Raw genomic sequence first — 14,329 nt, forward strand, 5'->3', positions numbered from 1 at the left:
TTGGGTGACTCAATTCTAAAGTTGTCGATAGATGCCATGTTTTTGCCATAGGCGGGCCTCACCGCCATCGAAGAACAGTTGTCCGTCGGGCGGTTGAGTGCGGATGCAGGAGGTAGTTCATCTCCATCGAACACCGTTACGGATGAACTACTCCGCCTGCGCTGATAGCCGTATCAGGCCGGCAAAGCCAAAAATGAGCCCTGCGGTTCACTAGCCGCCAATGCGGGGTCGACAAAACGCGGAGAGACTGGATAAATCCCGCCCCGCGTCCGAGCAATGCCGCCTGCAATGTGGACCGCATCCAAGGAGCGATGGTTATGTTCGCCAGCGAACAGACGAACAGCCCTCCAAGTCTCCACACTCAAGTTGAAAAGCTACGTCCACCAAGCGCTGCTCGGTGCTGGCGCAATGCGTTGGCGCACCTATAAAAATGCACGCAATTGTATGATGCGTTTCAGGCTCAGGACCTTATGAACAGCATATGGACACGCCTACAGAAGGTATTTTCTCGCTCGTCCGGTTTTTGGCGAACCCGTCTGTTTCCTCCACCCCGATTCAAATACGAGCCCATATTGCGCTCGGAGCTTTTCAGCGCCGATCAGATGGCCAGTCACGGCATCGCCTTGGCCGGGCAGCATCGCCTGACCACGCTGTCCGCACGGGACTCGATGCTGCACAGGCTCGATGACAACGAGGAGTTGCTCAAACGCAGCAGCACGGCGCTGGCCAACGCGCAAGTGTCCAGCCGACGAGTGACGCCGGCAGCGGAATGGCTGCTGGACAATTACTATCTGATCGATGAAAACATTCGCACCGCCAGAACGCACCTGCCCAAAGGCTATAGCCGTGAGTTGCCACGCCTGATCAACGGCCCGTCGGCGGGGCTGCCTCGCGTCTATGACATCGCGCTGGAGACCATCTCCCATGGCGACGGTCGAGTCGATGAGGAAAGCCTGAGCCGCTTCATTTTTTCCTATCAGACAGTGATGCCCCTTGCGCTGGGTGAACTGTGGGCGATACCGATCATGCTGCGTCTGGCGTTGATCGAAAACCTGCGGCGAGTGGCCTCCAGGGTCATGGCCAACGCCGACGAGCGCAATCTGGCCGATGACTGGGCCGAACACCTGATCGAAACCTCGGAACGAGACATCAAAAGCGTGGTGCTGACCGTTGCCGACATGGCCCGCTCCGAACCGCCGATGACCGCCGCCTTTGTCGCCGAATTCACCCGCCGCCTGCAGGGCCAGAGCGCGGCACTGGCCCTGGCGCTGAACTGGATGGAGCAGACGCTGAGTGAGACAGGCTCCAGCATCGAACGCCAGGTGCAGCTCGATGCGCAACAACAGGCAGCGGATCAGGTGTCGATTGGCAACAGCATCGGCAGTTTGCGCCTCCTGTCCGCCACGGACTGGCGCGAGTTTGTCGAGTCGATGAGTCATGTTGAGCAGATTCTCAATGAAGACCCGGCAGAAATTTACCGGGCGATGGATTTCAGTACCCGCGACAGCTATCGGCATGTCATAGAACGCCTTGCCCGAAGAAGCCCCCAGCACTCGGAAATCCAGGTCGCCCGCGCCGCGATCAATCTCGCCGCGGCCGGAACCGCCTCAGTCCCCTGCGAACTGCTGGCGCGCCATGTCGGGTATTACCTGATCAGCGCAGGGCTGCCGACGCTGGAGCGACGACTCAATGCCAGGGTGCCGCTTCATGAGCGCTGGAAACGGTTGTTGCAGCAGTCGCCGCTGATGTTTTATCTGGCGCCGGTGGCTGTTCTGACGCTCATCTTCGCCTGGCCTTTACTGGCCTCCGCGCAGCGCGACGGGATGCCCGATGCGGCGCTTCTGATGATGGCGATTCCCTGCCTGATCATGACCAGCCGACTGGCGATCAGCCTGATCAACTGGTTGGTGACGTTCAGTCTGTTGCCGACGATGCTGCCGAAAATGGATTTTGCCAGCGGTATTCCCGATGGCGCGCGAAGCCTGGTGGTGATCCCGACGCTGATCGCCAGCCTGGCAGACGTGGACGAACTGGTGGAAGGTCTTGAAGTGCGGTTTCTCGCCAACCGCGACAGCAACCTGTATTTCGCGTTGCTCAGTGATTTTCTGGATGCGCCTGAAGAGTCTCAGCCACAAGATGCCGAGCTGCTCACACAAGCCTCCCGTGCAATCACCCTGCTCAACAGAAAATACGCGGACGGATTCAGCGACCGATTCTTTCTGCTGCATCGGCCGCGTCGCTGGAATGCGAGCGAACGTGTGTGGATGGGCCACGAGCGCAAACGCGGCAAGCTGATTGAACTCAACGCCCTGTTGCGTGGCCATGGAGAGGAACGCTTCAACGCCATCGTCGGCGACATCACGCCATTGCTCGGGGTGCGTTACGTGATCACGCTGGACACCGACACCCTGCTGCCGCGCGATGTCGCTCGCCAATGCGTGGCGGCCATGATGCACCCGTTGAATCGTCCGTTGTTCGACAGTGACGGTGAGCAGATCATTTCCGGCTACGCGGTGTTGCAACCGCGAGTGGGCATCAGCTTGACCAGCGCCACGCGCTCGATCTACGCCCGGCTGTTTGGCAGTGATGCCGGCGTCGATCCCTACACTCGCACGGTATCGGACGTTTACCAGGACCTGTTCCAGCAAGGTTCCTTCATCGGCAAGGGCATCTACGACGTGGACGCGTTCACCTGCGCCCTGGAAGGCTGCTTGCCGGATAACCAGATTCTCAGCCACGACCTGATCGAAGGGTGTTATGCACGATCCGGCCTGCTCAGCGACGTGCAAGTCTACGAGCAATACCCTTCGCACTACGGTGCCGATGTCAAACGACGGCATCGCTGGGTTCGCGGCGACTGGCAACTGCTGCCGTGGACATTGCCCTGGGCGCGCAATGCCGACGGCAAGTGGGTGCGCAACAGGCTGAGCGTCATGGCACGCTGGAAGATTCTGGACAATCTGCGACGCAGCCTGGAACCGCTGGCGCTGTTGCTAATGTTCGCATGGGGCTGGTTTGCCAGCAGTCAGCCAATGAACTGGACCCTGACTGTCATCGGGTTGATGGTGATTCAACCGTTGCTGCGAGCGGTGACCGATCTGATGCAGCCCCCCGCTAATGTGCCCTATGGGCAGTACCTCAGGGCGCTGCTGGGTGATCTGGCACAAGACCTCGCCCGGGCTGGTCTGACGCTCGCCTGGCTGCCCTTCGAGATGTTCTACAGCGCTGACGCCATCCTGCGCTCGCTCTGGCGAATCGGCTTCAGCAGACGCCGGCTGTTGCAATGGCAGCCCTCGCGCGAGGTGGAGCGAACCACCGAAAACCGGCTGCCCGGCCTCTATCGCCAGATGTGGATCGAGCCGGTGTCGGCCCTGATCTCACTGGCCCTGCTGGTGAAGGATCCGCAGACGCTGGCCATCGCCAGTCCGCTGCTGTTGTCGTGGTTAGTAGGCCCCTGGATCGCTTGGTGGCTCAGTTCGGCACCCAAGCAGTCGGTGTTCGCACCGTCGACGGATGATTTGCGCTTCCTGCGGTTGCTGGCGCGCAAGACCTGGGCGTTCTTCGATCAATACGTCGGGCCCGAGGATCACTGGCTGCCACCGGACAACGTGCAGGAAGACCCCAGGCCTGCCATTGCCCATCGCACCTCGCCGACCAATATGGGCATGTCGCTGCTCGCCCACCTGGCCGCTCACGATTTCGCTTACTTGAGCACCGAACGACTGCTGTCCCGGCTTACGGCGTCGCTGGACAGCATGGACGGTCTGGAGCGTTATCGGCAGCATTTCTATAACTGGTACGACACGCAGACCCTCGAGCCGCTGCGTCCGCATTACGTCTCCACCGTCGACAGTGGCAACCTGGCGGGTCTGCTGTTGACCTTGAGCACCGGCATTGCGCAGCTGGCAGACGCCCCGATGTTCGGCCCTGCCGTGATCAAGGGCCTGCGCGATACCCTGGACATCCTTGCAGATTCCCAACGCGCCTCGGGGGCGGATGAATACGCCCTGCCACTGAGAAAAGGTCTTGAACCGATCTCGCAAATTGCGACCCCTGAGGCGCTGGCAGACCTGCTGCACACGGCTCACATCATGGTCACCAGCCAACCAGCGGACACCGACGAGGAAAGCCTCTACTGGCGAGAAGCGTTTACCCGTCAATGCATCGACTGGACAGAAGAACTGCAGCGTTATCGCCTCCCTGCCCCCTCGGTCACGATTGAATCGCCTCGCACCTTGCGTCAACTGGCCAGCCTGAACCCCGCCGACTGGGCCGCCGAGCATCACCCTGAAATCGAGCGGGTCCGCAGTGACGCCGCGCAGCGTCTGGAAACCCTGACGCGTCTGGCGTTATTGGCCACGTTGCTGGCGCAGATGGATTTCTCGGTGCTTTACGACCACCAGCGTGACCTGTTTGTCATCGGTTACAACGCCGAGGAGCGCAGGCTCGACACGGGTTACTACGACCTGCTGGCGTCCGAGGTGCGGCTGACCAATTACGTGGCCATCGCTCAGGGACAAATCCCCCAACGCGCCTGGTTCACCCTGGGAAGGCTGCTGAGTGAAAACGCGGGCGTACCGACGTTGCTGTCCTGGTCGGGCTCGATGTTCGAATACCTGATGCCCATGCTGGTGATGCCCAACTTCGAGGGCAGCCTGCTGGATCAGACTTGCCGCGCCGCCGTGTCAGTGCAGATCGAACAGGGCAACAGGCTGGGCATTCCGTGGGGCGTTTCGGAGTCGGGTTACTCCACCGTCGACGCGCACTTCAATTATCAATACCGCGCCTTCGGCGTTCAGGCCCTGGGGCTCCAGCGCGGGCTGAGCAATGACGTCGTGATAGCGCCCTACGCGAGCGCCCTGGCGTTGATGGTCGATGCCGATGCGGCCTGCAAGAACCTGCAACGCCTCGCCCTGCAAGGCTCCGCCGGACGTTTCGGTCTGTATGAAGCCGTGGATTACACCGAGGCCCGCTTACCCCGCGGCCAACACTTCGTCGTGGTCCGGTCGTTCATGGCTCACCACCAGGGCATGAGCTTGCTGGCCTTGACCGGCCGACTGCTCGATCAACCCATGCAACAGCGTTTCGAGGCCGACCCGGCGCTGCGATCAGCCCTGCTGCTGCTACAGGAGCGGGTGCCGAAATCCGCCGCGCCGTACCTGCAAACCGCACAGTCGCCGGTACTCGGCGATGTCGGTCAAGGCCAGGATACGGGGCTTCGGGTGTTCTCCGATCCGGGACGCAAGCGTCCGGCCGTGCAGTTGCTTTCCAACGGTCGCTACCACGTCATGCTGACCAGCGGCGGCGGTGGTTACAGCCGTCGTAATGAAATGGCGATCACCCGTTGGCAGGAGGACACCTCACAGGACAATTGGGGGATGTTCTGCTACCTGCGCGATGTCCAGAGCAACACGGTCTGGTCGGCTGCGCATCAACCGACGATGCATCAACCCGAGAGCCACGAGGCGATCTTCTGCGATTCCCGTGCAGAGTTCCGTGCGCGCAACCTGGATTTCGACACGCACCTGGAGATTGTTGTCTCGCCTGAGGACGACATCGAACTGCGCCGCCTGCATGTCACCAACCGAGCGTCTTCGGCCAAGACACTGGAGATCACCACCTACGCCGAAGTCGTGCTGACAACCCCGGTCAACGACGCGATGCACCCGGCGTTCAGCAAGCTGTTCGTGCAGACCGAATTACTGCCTGCGCTTCAGGCCATTATCTGTAGCCGCCGCCCCCGGGCCAGCGATGAACCGACGCCGTGGATGTGCCATTTGCTGGCGGCACACGGGGTGGACATCGATGCGATCTCGTACGAAACCGATCGCGCCCAGTTCATCGGCCGAGGACGCAGCCTTGTGTCACCTGCCGCCCTTGATGCCGATTGCCAGCGCTTGTCAGGCAGTGCAGGCCCGGTGCTCGATCCGGTGATCGCGATTCGCTGCAGGATTACCCTGCAACCCGGCCAACAGGCCACCATCGACCTGGTCACCGGTGTCGCCGACAGCCGTGATGACTGCCTTTACCTCATCAACAAATACCGCGACCGCCACCTCGCCGACCGCGTGTTCGACCTGTCCTGGACCCATAGCCAGGTGCTTTTGCGTCAACTCAACGCCTCGTTGTCCGATGCCCGTCTGTTCGAGCAGATGGCCTCGTCGTTGCTTTACGCGAACGCCTCGATGCGCGCCAACCATGCGGTGCTGATTGCCAATCGCCGCAATCAGCCGGGGCTTTGGGGTCAGGCCATCTCCGGCGACCTGCCCATCGTGTTGCTGCAAATCCAGAGCCTGGACAACATCGCCCTGGTGCAGCAATTGATTCAGGCCCACGCCTACTGGCGGCAAAAGGGGTTGGTGGTCGATTTGCTGATCTGGAACGAAGATCAGGCGGGTTATCGCCAGCAACTGCAAGACGCGATCCTCGGCCTTATCACCTCAGGCAGTGAAGCCACTCTGCTGGATCGCCCGGGCGGTATTTTTGTGCGCCCCGCGCAGCAGATGTCGAATGAGGATCGCGTGCTGTTCCTCTCGGTTGCCAGGCTGGTGCTGAGCGAAGATCTGGGCAGCCTGGCCGAACAGATTCATCGGCGCAAAGTATCACCGGTGCACGCGCCGTTTGTGGCGACCCGGCATTTTCAGGCTCGGCCGGCATCGGTACGACCGAACCGTCCCTTCCTGCTGTTGAGCAACGAATATGGCGGCTTCAGCGCCGATGGCGGTGAGTACATCATCACCGGGCTCGCGCCCGATCCGACACCCGCGCCCTGGGTCAACGTGATCGCCAATGCACATCTCGGCACGGTGGTCTCGGAAGCCGGCAGTGCCTATACCTGGGCCGAAAACGCCCATGAATTTCGCCTGACGCCCTGGCACAACGATCCGGTCACCGATCGCAGCGGCGAAGCCATTTACCTGCGTGATGAAGAGACCGGGCACTTCTGGTCTGCCGCGCCTCAACCCTGCCCTGGACAAGGCCCGTACCAGACCCGTCACGGTTTCGGTTACAGCGTGTTCGAACATGAAGAAGACGGCATTTACAGCGAGCTGTGGATCTACGTGGCACTGGATGCGCCGATCAAATTCTCGAGGCTAGTGTTGAGCAACCGCTCGGGACGCCGCCGGTCATTGTCGGTCACGGGGTATGTGGAATGGGTGCTGGGCGATCTGCGCAGCAAATCGGCGATGCATGTGGTCACCCAATCGGATCCCGCCAGCGGGGCTTTCTTCGCCCGCAACGCCTATTCGGTGGAGTTTTCCGAGCGGGTGGCGTTCTTTGACACCGACACGATCGATCACGGTGTCAGCGGTGACCGTACTGAATTCATTGGCCGCAATGGCACCCTCGCCTCACCGGCAGCGATGCAGCACGCCGGTCTGTCCGGGCGCATGGGCGGCGGTCTGGACCCTTGTGCAGCCCTGCAAGTGTCGATCGAACTCGGCGAGGGCGATACCCGGGAAGTCATCCTGCGTCTGGGGGCGGCGTCTTCCAGTAACGCCGCCACCCAGCTGGTGCAGCGTTATCGGGGCAGCCTGGTGGCCGCCGAGGAATTGCATAAAGTACGGGAACACTGGCGCTCATTGCTCGGGGCGATTCGTATTGAAACGGGCGCGCCTGAGGTCGACGTCATGGTCAACGGCTGGTTGATGTATCAGGTCATCGCGTGCCGTTTCCAGGCCCGAAGCGGCTACTACCAGTCAGGTGGCGCCATCGGTTTTCGCGATCAGCTGCAGGACAGCATGGCGATGATCCATGCCGATCCGGCAGCCGTGCGCGCGCATCTGTTGCTGTGCGCCGGCCATCAGTATGTGGAGGGCGATGTGCAACACTGGTGGCACCCGCCGATGAATCGAGGGGTCCGCACCGCCTGCTCCGATGACTTTTTGTGGCTGGTGACCGCCACCAACCGCTATGTCGAAATGACCGCAGACGTGGGTGTGCTGGAAGAGGTCGCCGGATACCTGGAAGGACGCCAACTGGTGGCCGGCGAAGAGTCCTACTATGACCTCCCCGGTGTATCGCCCCTGCGAGAGTCCCTGTATCAACACTGCGTGCGGGCCATCGAACACAGCCTGCGCCGCGGTCATCATGGGTTGCCGCTGATGGGCTCCGGTGACTGGAACGACGGCATGAATCGCGTCGGCCACCTGGGTGCAGGTGAAAGTGTCTGGCTGGGCTTCTTCAGCTATCAGGTGCTGGAGCAATTTGCGGTGACCGCTCGCCTGCACGGTGATCACGCATTTGCCAAACGCTGCAGCGACAGCGCGCTGACACTGCAACGCAACCTCGATAAAACGGCCTGGGACGGCGCCTGGTATCGCCGCGCCTGGTTCGATGACGGACAAATGCTCGGCTCCGCGAGCAATGAAGAATGTCGTATCGACTCCATTGCTCAAAGCTGGTCAGTGCTGTCGGGGGCCGGCTCTGCCGTCCGCCAGATCAAGGCCATGCAGTCATTGGATGAGCATCTGATCAAACATGACATCCGCGCCGTGTTGCTGCTGGATCCCCCGTTTGACAAGGGCACCCTGGACCCCGGCTACATCAAAGGCTACGTGCCAGGCGTGCGCGAGAACGGAGGTCAGTACACCCATGCTGCCGTTTGGGCGGGCATGGCGTTTGCGCTGCTGGGTGAAGCCGGAAAAGCCTGGGAACTGCTGAATCTGATCAACCCCGCCGCCCCTGCCAACAACGCTCAAATCGACACCTATAAGGTCGAGCCCTATGTCATGGCCGCGGATGTCTACGGCGCCGCGCCCCATGCAGGCCGAGGTGGCTGGACCTGGTACACCGGTTCTGCGGGCTGGATGTATCGGCTGATTGTCGAGTCATTGCTGGGCGTACAACGCAGTGGCCGCACGCTCAGAATCGAACCGCTGATACCCGTCGACTGGCCGGGCTTCATCTTGCACTACCGCTTCGGCAAAACCCTCTACCACTTTGATGTGCGTCAGGGCAGTTCGACCTTCACCTCCATGACCCTCGATGGCCAGCCATTGAGTGACGCTGCGTTGACACTGGATGACGGAGGTCTGGAGCATTGGGTCCGGGTAGATTGTCGCGCCCGGTCACCCAGGCCTCAGGCGCTGGAATTCGAGCATGCCGCCGATGAATAGACATTGATCACCAGCCATGGCGTGCATGGGAGTACCCTGAGCGGGCACGCCCCTGTTCCGCCAAGGATGCTCTGTCATGCATGCCTCCCCCGATCCAAGCCACAATCATTTGCTGGCGGCGCTCCCGGCCGTCGACCTCCAGCGCCTTGTTCCGCACCTGGAGCAGGTCAGTCTGGCGCTGGGCGATGTGCTGTATGAGCCGGGGGACACCTTGCGGCATGTTTACTTCCCGACCGACGCCATCGTTTCCCTGCTGCATGTCACGGAAAACGGCTCGTCAGCAGAAATCGCCGTGGTCGGAAACGAGGGTTTGATCGGCATTGCGCTGTTCATGGGCGGCGAAAGCACCTCCAGTCGGGCAGTGGTGCAAAGTGCCGGTGGTGCATTTCGCCTGCCGGGGCAAAAACTCAAGAAAGAGTTCAACCGTCATGGCGATCTGCTCCTGCTGATGCTGCGTTACACCCAGGCGCTGATCACTCAGATGTCACAGACCGCCTTGTGCAATCGCCACCATTCGATCGATCAGCAATTGTGTCGATGGCTGCTGTTGTCGCTGGATCGCCTGCACGGCAATCGCCTAAACATGACCCAGGAGCTAATCGCTAACATGCTGGGCGTGCGCCGCGAAGGCGTCACGGAAGCGGCGGGCAAACTGCAGCGTCAAGGCGTCATCGAGTACAGCCGGGGCCAGATCACGGTTCTAGATAGAGCGCGCCTTGAACGGCTCAGCTGCGAGTGCTACCTGGTGGTCAAGACCGAAACCGATCGGCTATTGCAGTACACTCGTCGTCAGGACGAGTGATGCTTTCGAATGGATTGCCGGCGGCAATACTGGCTGTCCCTTAAACCTTTAAACGAGCGGATATTGCTCCCGCTAACCGCGCATAAGACTAGGGTGAAGGAGCAGTCCCATAAATGAGCCGGAGTTCATCGCATGTCTTATGACGCAAGCATCACCACACGTTTCAAGGATGAAACCGATGGGCTGGCCGGCGAATACTGGGTGGAATCCTTGGCGGATGGCACTCCCCCTGATTCGAGAGTTGGCAGAGTCTGATCGAGGCCGGAACCTGGCCTTTTTCAGCGAGCTGGGCAAAGGCAAACCGCATTTTTATCTTTTTTTAGCCTCGTTCAGCAATCTGGTAGAACCCCACTACCAGCTCACGGACATTAATCTGCCAATCGCATGGCTTACATAGCTCTGGCATACGAAGGCAGCCAGCTCATTGAAATCGGTACCGCGCGTTACGGGGCGTACGAAGGCGATGCTCATTGCGAGTTCGCCGTTGCTGTTCGCGACCGCTGGCATCGACAAATCCCGTCAGGTGGGTTTCCGGGAAGATCAACAGATCCGTGTCAGCCGCGCAGGTAGCGATGGCCTCCAAGGTACGCCCGAGGTTGTGAACGACATCACCGTCACGGCCAGCCAGTTGCACCAATTCAATCTTCATCTCTGTTCCTTGCACAGTTAAGTAGGTGCCCAACCAGCCAGGGTTGGCCAGAGTATGGAGCGCGGTAGAGCGACACGTAATTACCCCCAGGGTTAACCACGAATGAGTAGTGATGTGAGAGCGACATTGCAGGATGGGGTCGGAATTAAGTGAGCGCCCGCTAATCCAGACGGGGGATCGCCCCAGTTTCTGATTGGTTCAGTCGCCCTGCTGGACTCTACGTCCATATTAGGAATGGCTGCTGTGGGTCGTTTTCTGCCCCTCGCGACGGGCAGAAAACGGCCAAAAGCAGACATTCACCTGCCAATTTTATGTCCTGCTCCAGATTTGCTGGACTTTCCCCTATATTAACTATCATTCAAATAAGCGACCCAAACTTAATCGTCATATTTATGAAGTCATATGCAAACCAGTTGCCATAATGAGAAATCGCTTCATCCACGTATCTATGATATCGGTCTGGTTAATGCCCAAAATAAAGACAAGCATCACCCATGGATAGCGCACTAATTAAAAGTTGGTTGACTTTTTACTCCAACTTACCATTCGTCGTCATGCAGAAAAAAAATTCAACTTTTCGAAAGCGGGTGACTCCCACTAATACAGCCATCAAGGCGGTGGGTACATTTTTCTGATTGATTGACGATTGCTGATAGGAGATAGTAATGAACTACGAAGATCGCGATACCTATGGCATGTACAAAACCAACCTCCTACGAGATGCCGGCTCTGAGGAACAGGGGCCTGGCCCCGACCTGATGGGGGCAGACACGCTCATTGGAAATGATGTTTATAACCATAATGAAGAAGACTTGGGAGATATTAAGGAAATCATGCTGGATGTTCGCAGCGGTAGAGTAAGTTATGCTGTTCTATCTTTTGGTGGCTTTCTTAGCATGGGAGAAAAACTGTTTGCGGTACCTTGGAATGCATTGACACTCGATACAGTAAATAAGCGCTTCGTACTAAACATAGAGAAAGAACGCTTGGAAAATGCACCAGGTTTTGACAAGGACAATTGGCCTAATATGGCCGACGAGTCTTGGGCAACAGAAATCCATTCTTTCTATGGAACTAAACCCTACGATTACGATACTATTCGGAGATAAAGTATCGACAAAGCTAATGTCCATATCCGAAACGAAGAGTGATGCGCGCCGAGCAAACAACGACATGTTAAAATTGGTCGTTGGGGGTGCCAAACCCTAAGGCGCGCATTGCGGTGAAAAAAGGTTTGTCGAAGCAACAAGGGTTTAAGGGTGGATTCTGCTGACCGCCATCGAATCCAAGGCTAAGTCCCAGCCGCATCGTACCCGCAGTGCGGCGTCTGAATTCGCTCACATCAGAACAGCCAAACTGGGTAGCTATAACTGCTAGGTATGAGGCAGAGAACGGCCAAAAGCAGCCCTATATGCCGAGGCGCTCTTTGCTGGCCGCTGCACCTGGCATCAACTGGATTGATCGACGACCTTAATCTGCGTCAGCCCCACCAGCTCAGCCTGCTCTAAAATCTCCTCCGGCGTCGCGTCCGCAGTGGGCATGATCAGGCTGTTCTCCCCATCCCCAAAATGCAGCTGTAGCAGGTGCATCGTCGCCTCATGTAAGGGCAGCTGAGGCTGCTTGAGTTCAAATATGTGTGTGCGGGGTTCGCCGTTGAACAAGTATTCCAGGGTGTAGTTGCACATGGTGAGATCCTTGTAATGGGACAAGTGCAGTAAGCGTTCAGCGATCACACCTTCCCATTGCAACTGCTGGCGCCGTTGATCGATCCCGCTATCATGCAGGGCGTAGATCACGAATGTAGATAACGCTATGCCAAGATTGTCATTCGCCGTCAGAATTTTGTTCGCATGCTGCCTTTTCATCGCAACCGCTAATCACATCCGTGCAGACGTTTCGCATGGATTGCTCTGGGACTACGGATACGGGCCTAGCGCTTACTTGGCTAGCCGTATTTTCTGGGGGGCGCTTACGTTTTTTGACCCGCTTGCAGCACTGCTACTTTTCATCAAACCAAGAGCCGGAATCGTGCTTACGGTAGCGATTATTTTGGTCGACGTAACTCATAACACTTTTTACGTCGCATTGAAGCAGCAGTGGCTGGAGCCGTTCTACCTGTCCCAGGTAGCTTTCCTTATCGTAGTATTCCTACTCTCACCCATCGCTTGGAATGGCCCTATTCGAGACGTAGCGCTCACCAATCCAGTCCGAGTGTGATTCGCTCCACTTATGAGGTAGAAGCTCTTCGATTTCACTCGCCCGCTGCGTCGGCAAGCGCGTCAGAACGTCTTTCAGATAAGCATACGGATCATGCCCGTTGAGCCGCGCCGATTGGATCAAACTCATGATCGCCGCCGCCCGTTTGCCACTGCGCAGCGAACCTGCGAACAACCAATTCGAGCGTCCAAGTGCCCACGGCCTTCTCTGATTTTCGACCGCGTTGTTATCGATGGGTACAGCGCCGTCTTCGAGATATCGAGTCAGTGCAGTCCAGCGCTTAAGGCTGTAATCAAGAGCTTTGGCGATAGCCGACCCTTCGGGCACAAGGTCGCGCTGGGCCATCATCCAGGTATGCAGTGCGTCGATAACGGGCGCCGTTTTTTCCTGCCGTATTCGCCAGCGATCTTCAACGGTCATCTCCCGCGCTTGCCGTTCAATTTCGTACAACCCGCCAATTGAGTGCAGCGCCTGCTCGGCCAGTTGGCTTTTGTTCGTCGCGTGCAGATCGAAAAACTTGCGGCGGGCGTGGGCCATGCAGCCGATTTCGGTGATGCCTTGTTGGAAGCTTGCTTTGTAGCCGGCGAAATCGTCGCAAACCAGCTTGCCATTCCACTGGCCAAGAAAGTTGCGTGCATGTTCGCCCGCACGGCTTGGGCTGAAGTCGTAAAGCACAGCTTTGAGTGCCGAAAAAGGCGTGGTGCAGTAGGCCCAGACGTAAGCACGGTGGGTTTTCCTCTCGCCCGGTGCGAGCATCTGCACCGGCGTTTCGTCAGCGTGGATCACGCCTTGAGCAAGCACTGTTTCGCGCAGCGCATCGACCAAGGGCTGGAGCTGTACACCGGTTTGGCCAACCCATTGCGCCAGTGTCGAGCGGGCGATAGCCAGGCCGGCGCGGCCAAAGATTTTCTCTTGGCGATACAGCGGCAAATGGTCGGCGAATTTGGCCACCATCACGTGAGCCAGCAGCCCTGCGGTCGGGATGCCCTTGTCGATTACCTGGGCCGGAACCGGTGCCTGAGTCAGCGTTTCACACTCGCGGCAGACCCATTTCCCGCGCACATGCTGCTCCACGCTGAACATGCCCGGCGTGTAATCCAGCTTCTCGCTGACGTCCTCGCCGATCCGCTGGAGCTGGCAGCCGCAGGCGCATTGGGTGTTGTCTGGTTCGTGATAAATCACGGTGCGCGGAAACTGCGCAGGCAAAGGAACACGCTTTGGCTGCTTGCGTGGCTCGGCTGGCGCAGCCGGCGGATTCAACGCCTTCAGCTCGGCTTCAATGGCCGCGATGTCGGTGTCGAGCAGGTCGTCGAGCAGGCTGCCTTGAGCAGGGCTCAATTGTTCACTGCGCTTGGCAAACTTGTTCCGTTTGAACCAGGCGATTTCGTGGGTGAGTTGCTCGATGATGGTTTGGTCGCGATCGTTCTTCTTGCCCATCCTGTCGACTTGCAGCCCGAGAGAATCAACCTGCGACAGCAACTGCGCCGCGAGGGCACGCAGTTGGTCGGGGGACATTTGGTCGAGGTTGGGTGAGGACGTCAT

Annotated in this window: 6 protein-coding genes and 1 pseudogene; 4 read left to right on the top strand and 3 right to left on the bottom strand. The window is 58.7% G+C overall.

What is annotated here, in order from left to right:
* Positions 1-470 precede the first annotated feature (470 nt).
* From EAH74_RS27115 to EAH74_RS33650, 3 genes are all read left to right on the top strand, one after another.
* Positions 471-9,119: a GH36-type glycosyl hydrolase domain-containing protein gene (locus EAH74_RS27115; RefSeq protein ID WP_140682472.1), complete on the top strand. Its 8,649-nt coding sequence runs from the start codon at positions 471-473 to the stop codon at positions 9,117-9,119.
* 76 nt (positions 9,120-9,195) lie between these two features.
* The gene (locus EAH74_RS27120; RefSeq protein WP_140682475.1) at positions 9,196-9,921 is read left to right on the top strand and encodes a Crp/Fnr family transcriptional regulator; all 726 of its coding nucleotides are present in this window, start codon (positions 9,196-9,198) and stop codon (positions 9,919-9,921) included.
* A 132-nt stretch (positions 9,922-10,053) separates the two neighbouring features.
* Positions 10,054-10,176, top strand: a complete 123-nt coding sequence (locus EAH74_RS33650; protein ID WP_275671807.1) for a hypothetical protein — start codon at positions 10,054-10,056, stop codon at positions 10,174-10,176.
* A 256-nt stretch (positions 10,177-10,432) separates the two neighbouring features.
* Here the strand turns inward: EAH74_RS33650 and EAH74_RS27125 are convergent.
* A pseudogene (locus EAH74_RS27125) lies at positions 10,433-10,570 on the bottom strand (carbon-nitrogen hydrolase); the annotation flags it as partial.
* A 665-nt stretch (positions 10,571-11,235) separates the two neighbouring features.
* Here EAH74_RS27125 and EAH74_RS27130 point away from each other — a divergent pair.
* On the top strand, positions 11,236-11,679 hold the full coding sequence (locus EAH74_RS27130; protein WP_140682478.1) for a PRC-barrel domain-containing protein: 444 nt from the start codon (positions 11,236-11,238) through the stop codon (positions 11,677-11,679).
* A 339-nt stretch (positions 11,680-12,018) separates the two neighbouring features.
* On the opposite strand, the gene EAH74_RS27135 is transcribed toward EAH74_RS27130, so the two are convergent.
* Both EAH74_RS27135 and tnpC read right to left on the bottom strand, forming a co-directional pair.
* Positions 12,019-12,255 (bottom strand): hypothetical protein, encoded by a 237-nt coding sequence (locus tag EAH74_RS27135; RefSeq protein WP_140682727.1) that lies wholly within the window; start codon positions 12,253-12,255, stop codon positions 12,019-12,021.
* Positions 12,256-12,724: 469 nt separating this feature from the next.
* A complete protein-coding gene (tnpC, locus tag EAH74_RS27145) occupies positions 12,725-14,329 on the bottom strand; it encodes an IS66 family transposase (RefSeq protein ID WP_140682484.1) in 1,605 nt (534 codons plus the stop codon).

The organism is Pseudomonas mandelii, from assembly GCF_006438925.1.
Classification (GTDB): domain Bacteria; phylum Pseudomonadota; class Gammaproteobacteria; order Pseudomonadales; family Pseudomonadaceae; genus Aquipseudomonas; species Aquipseudomonas mandelii_C.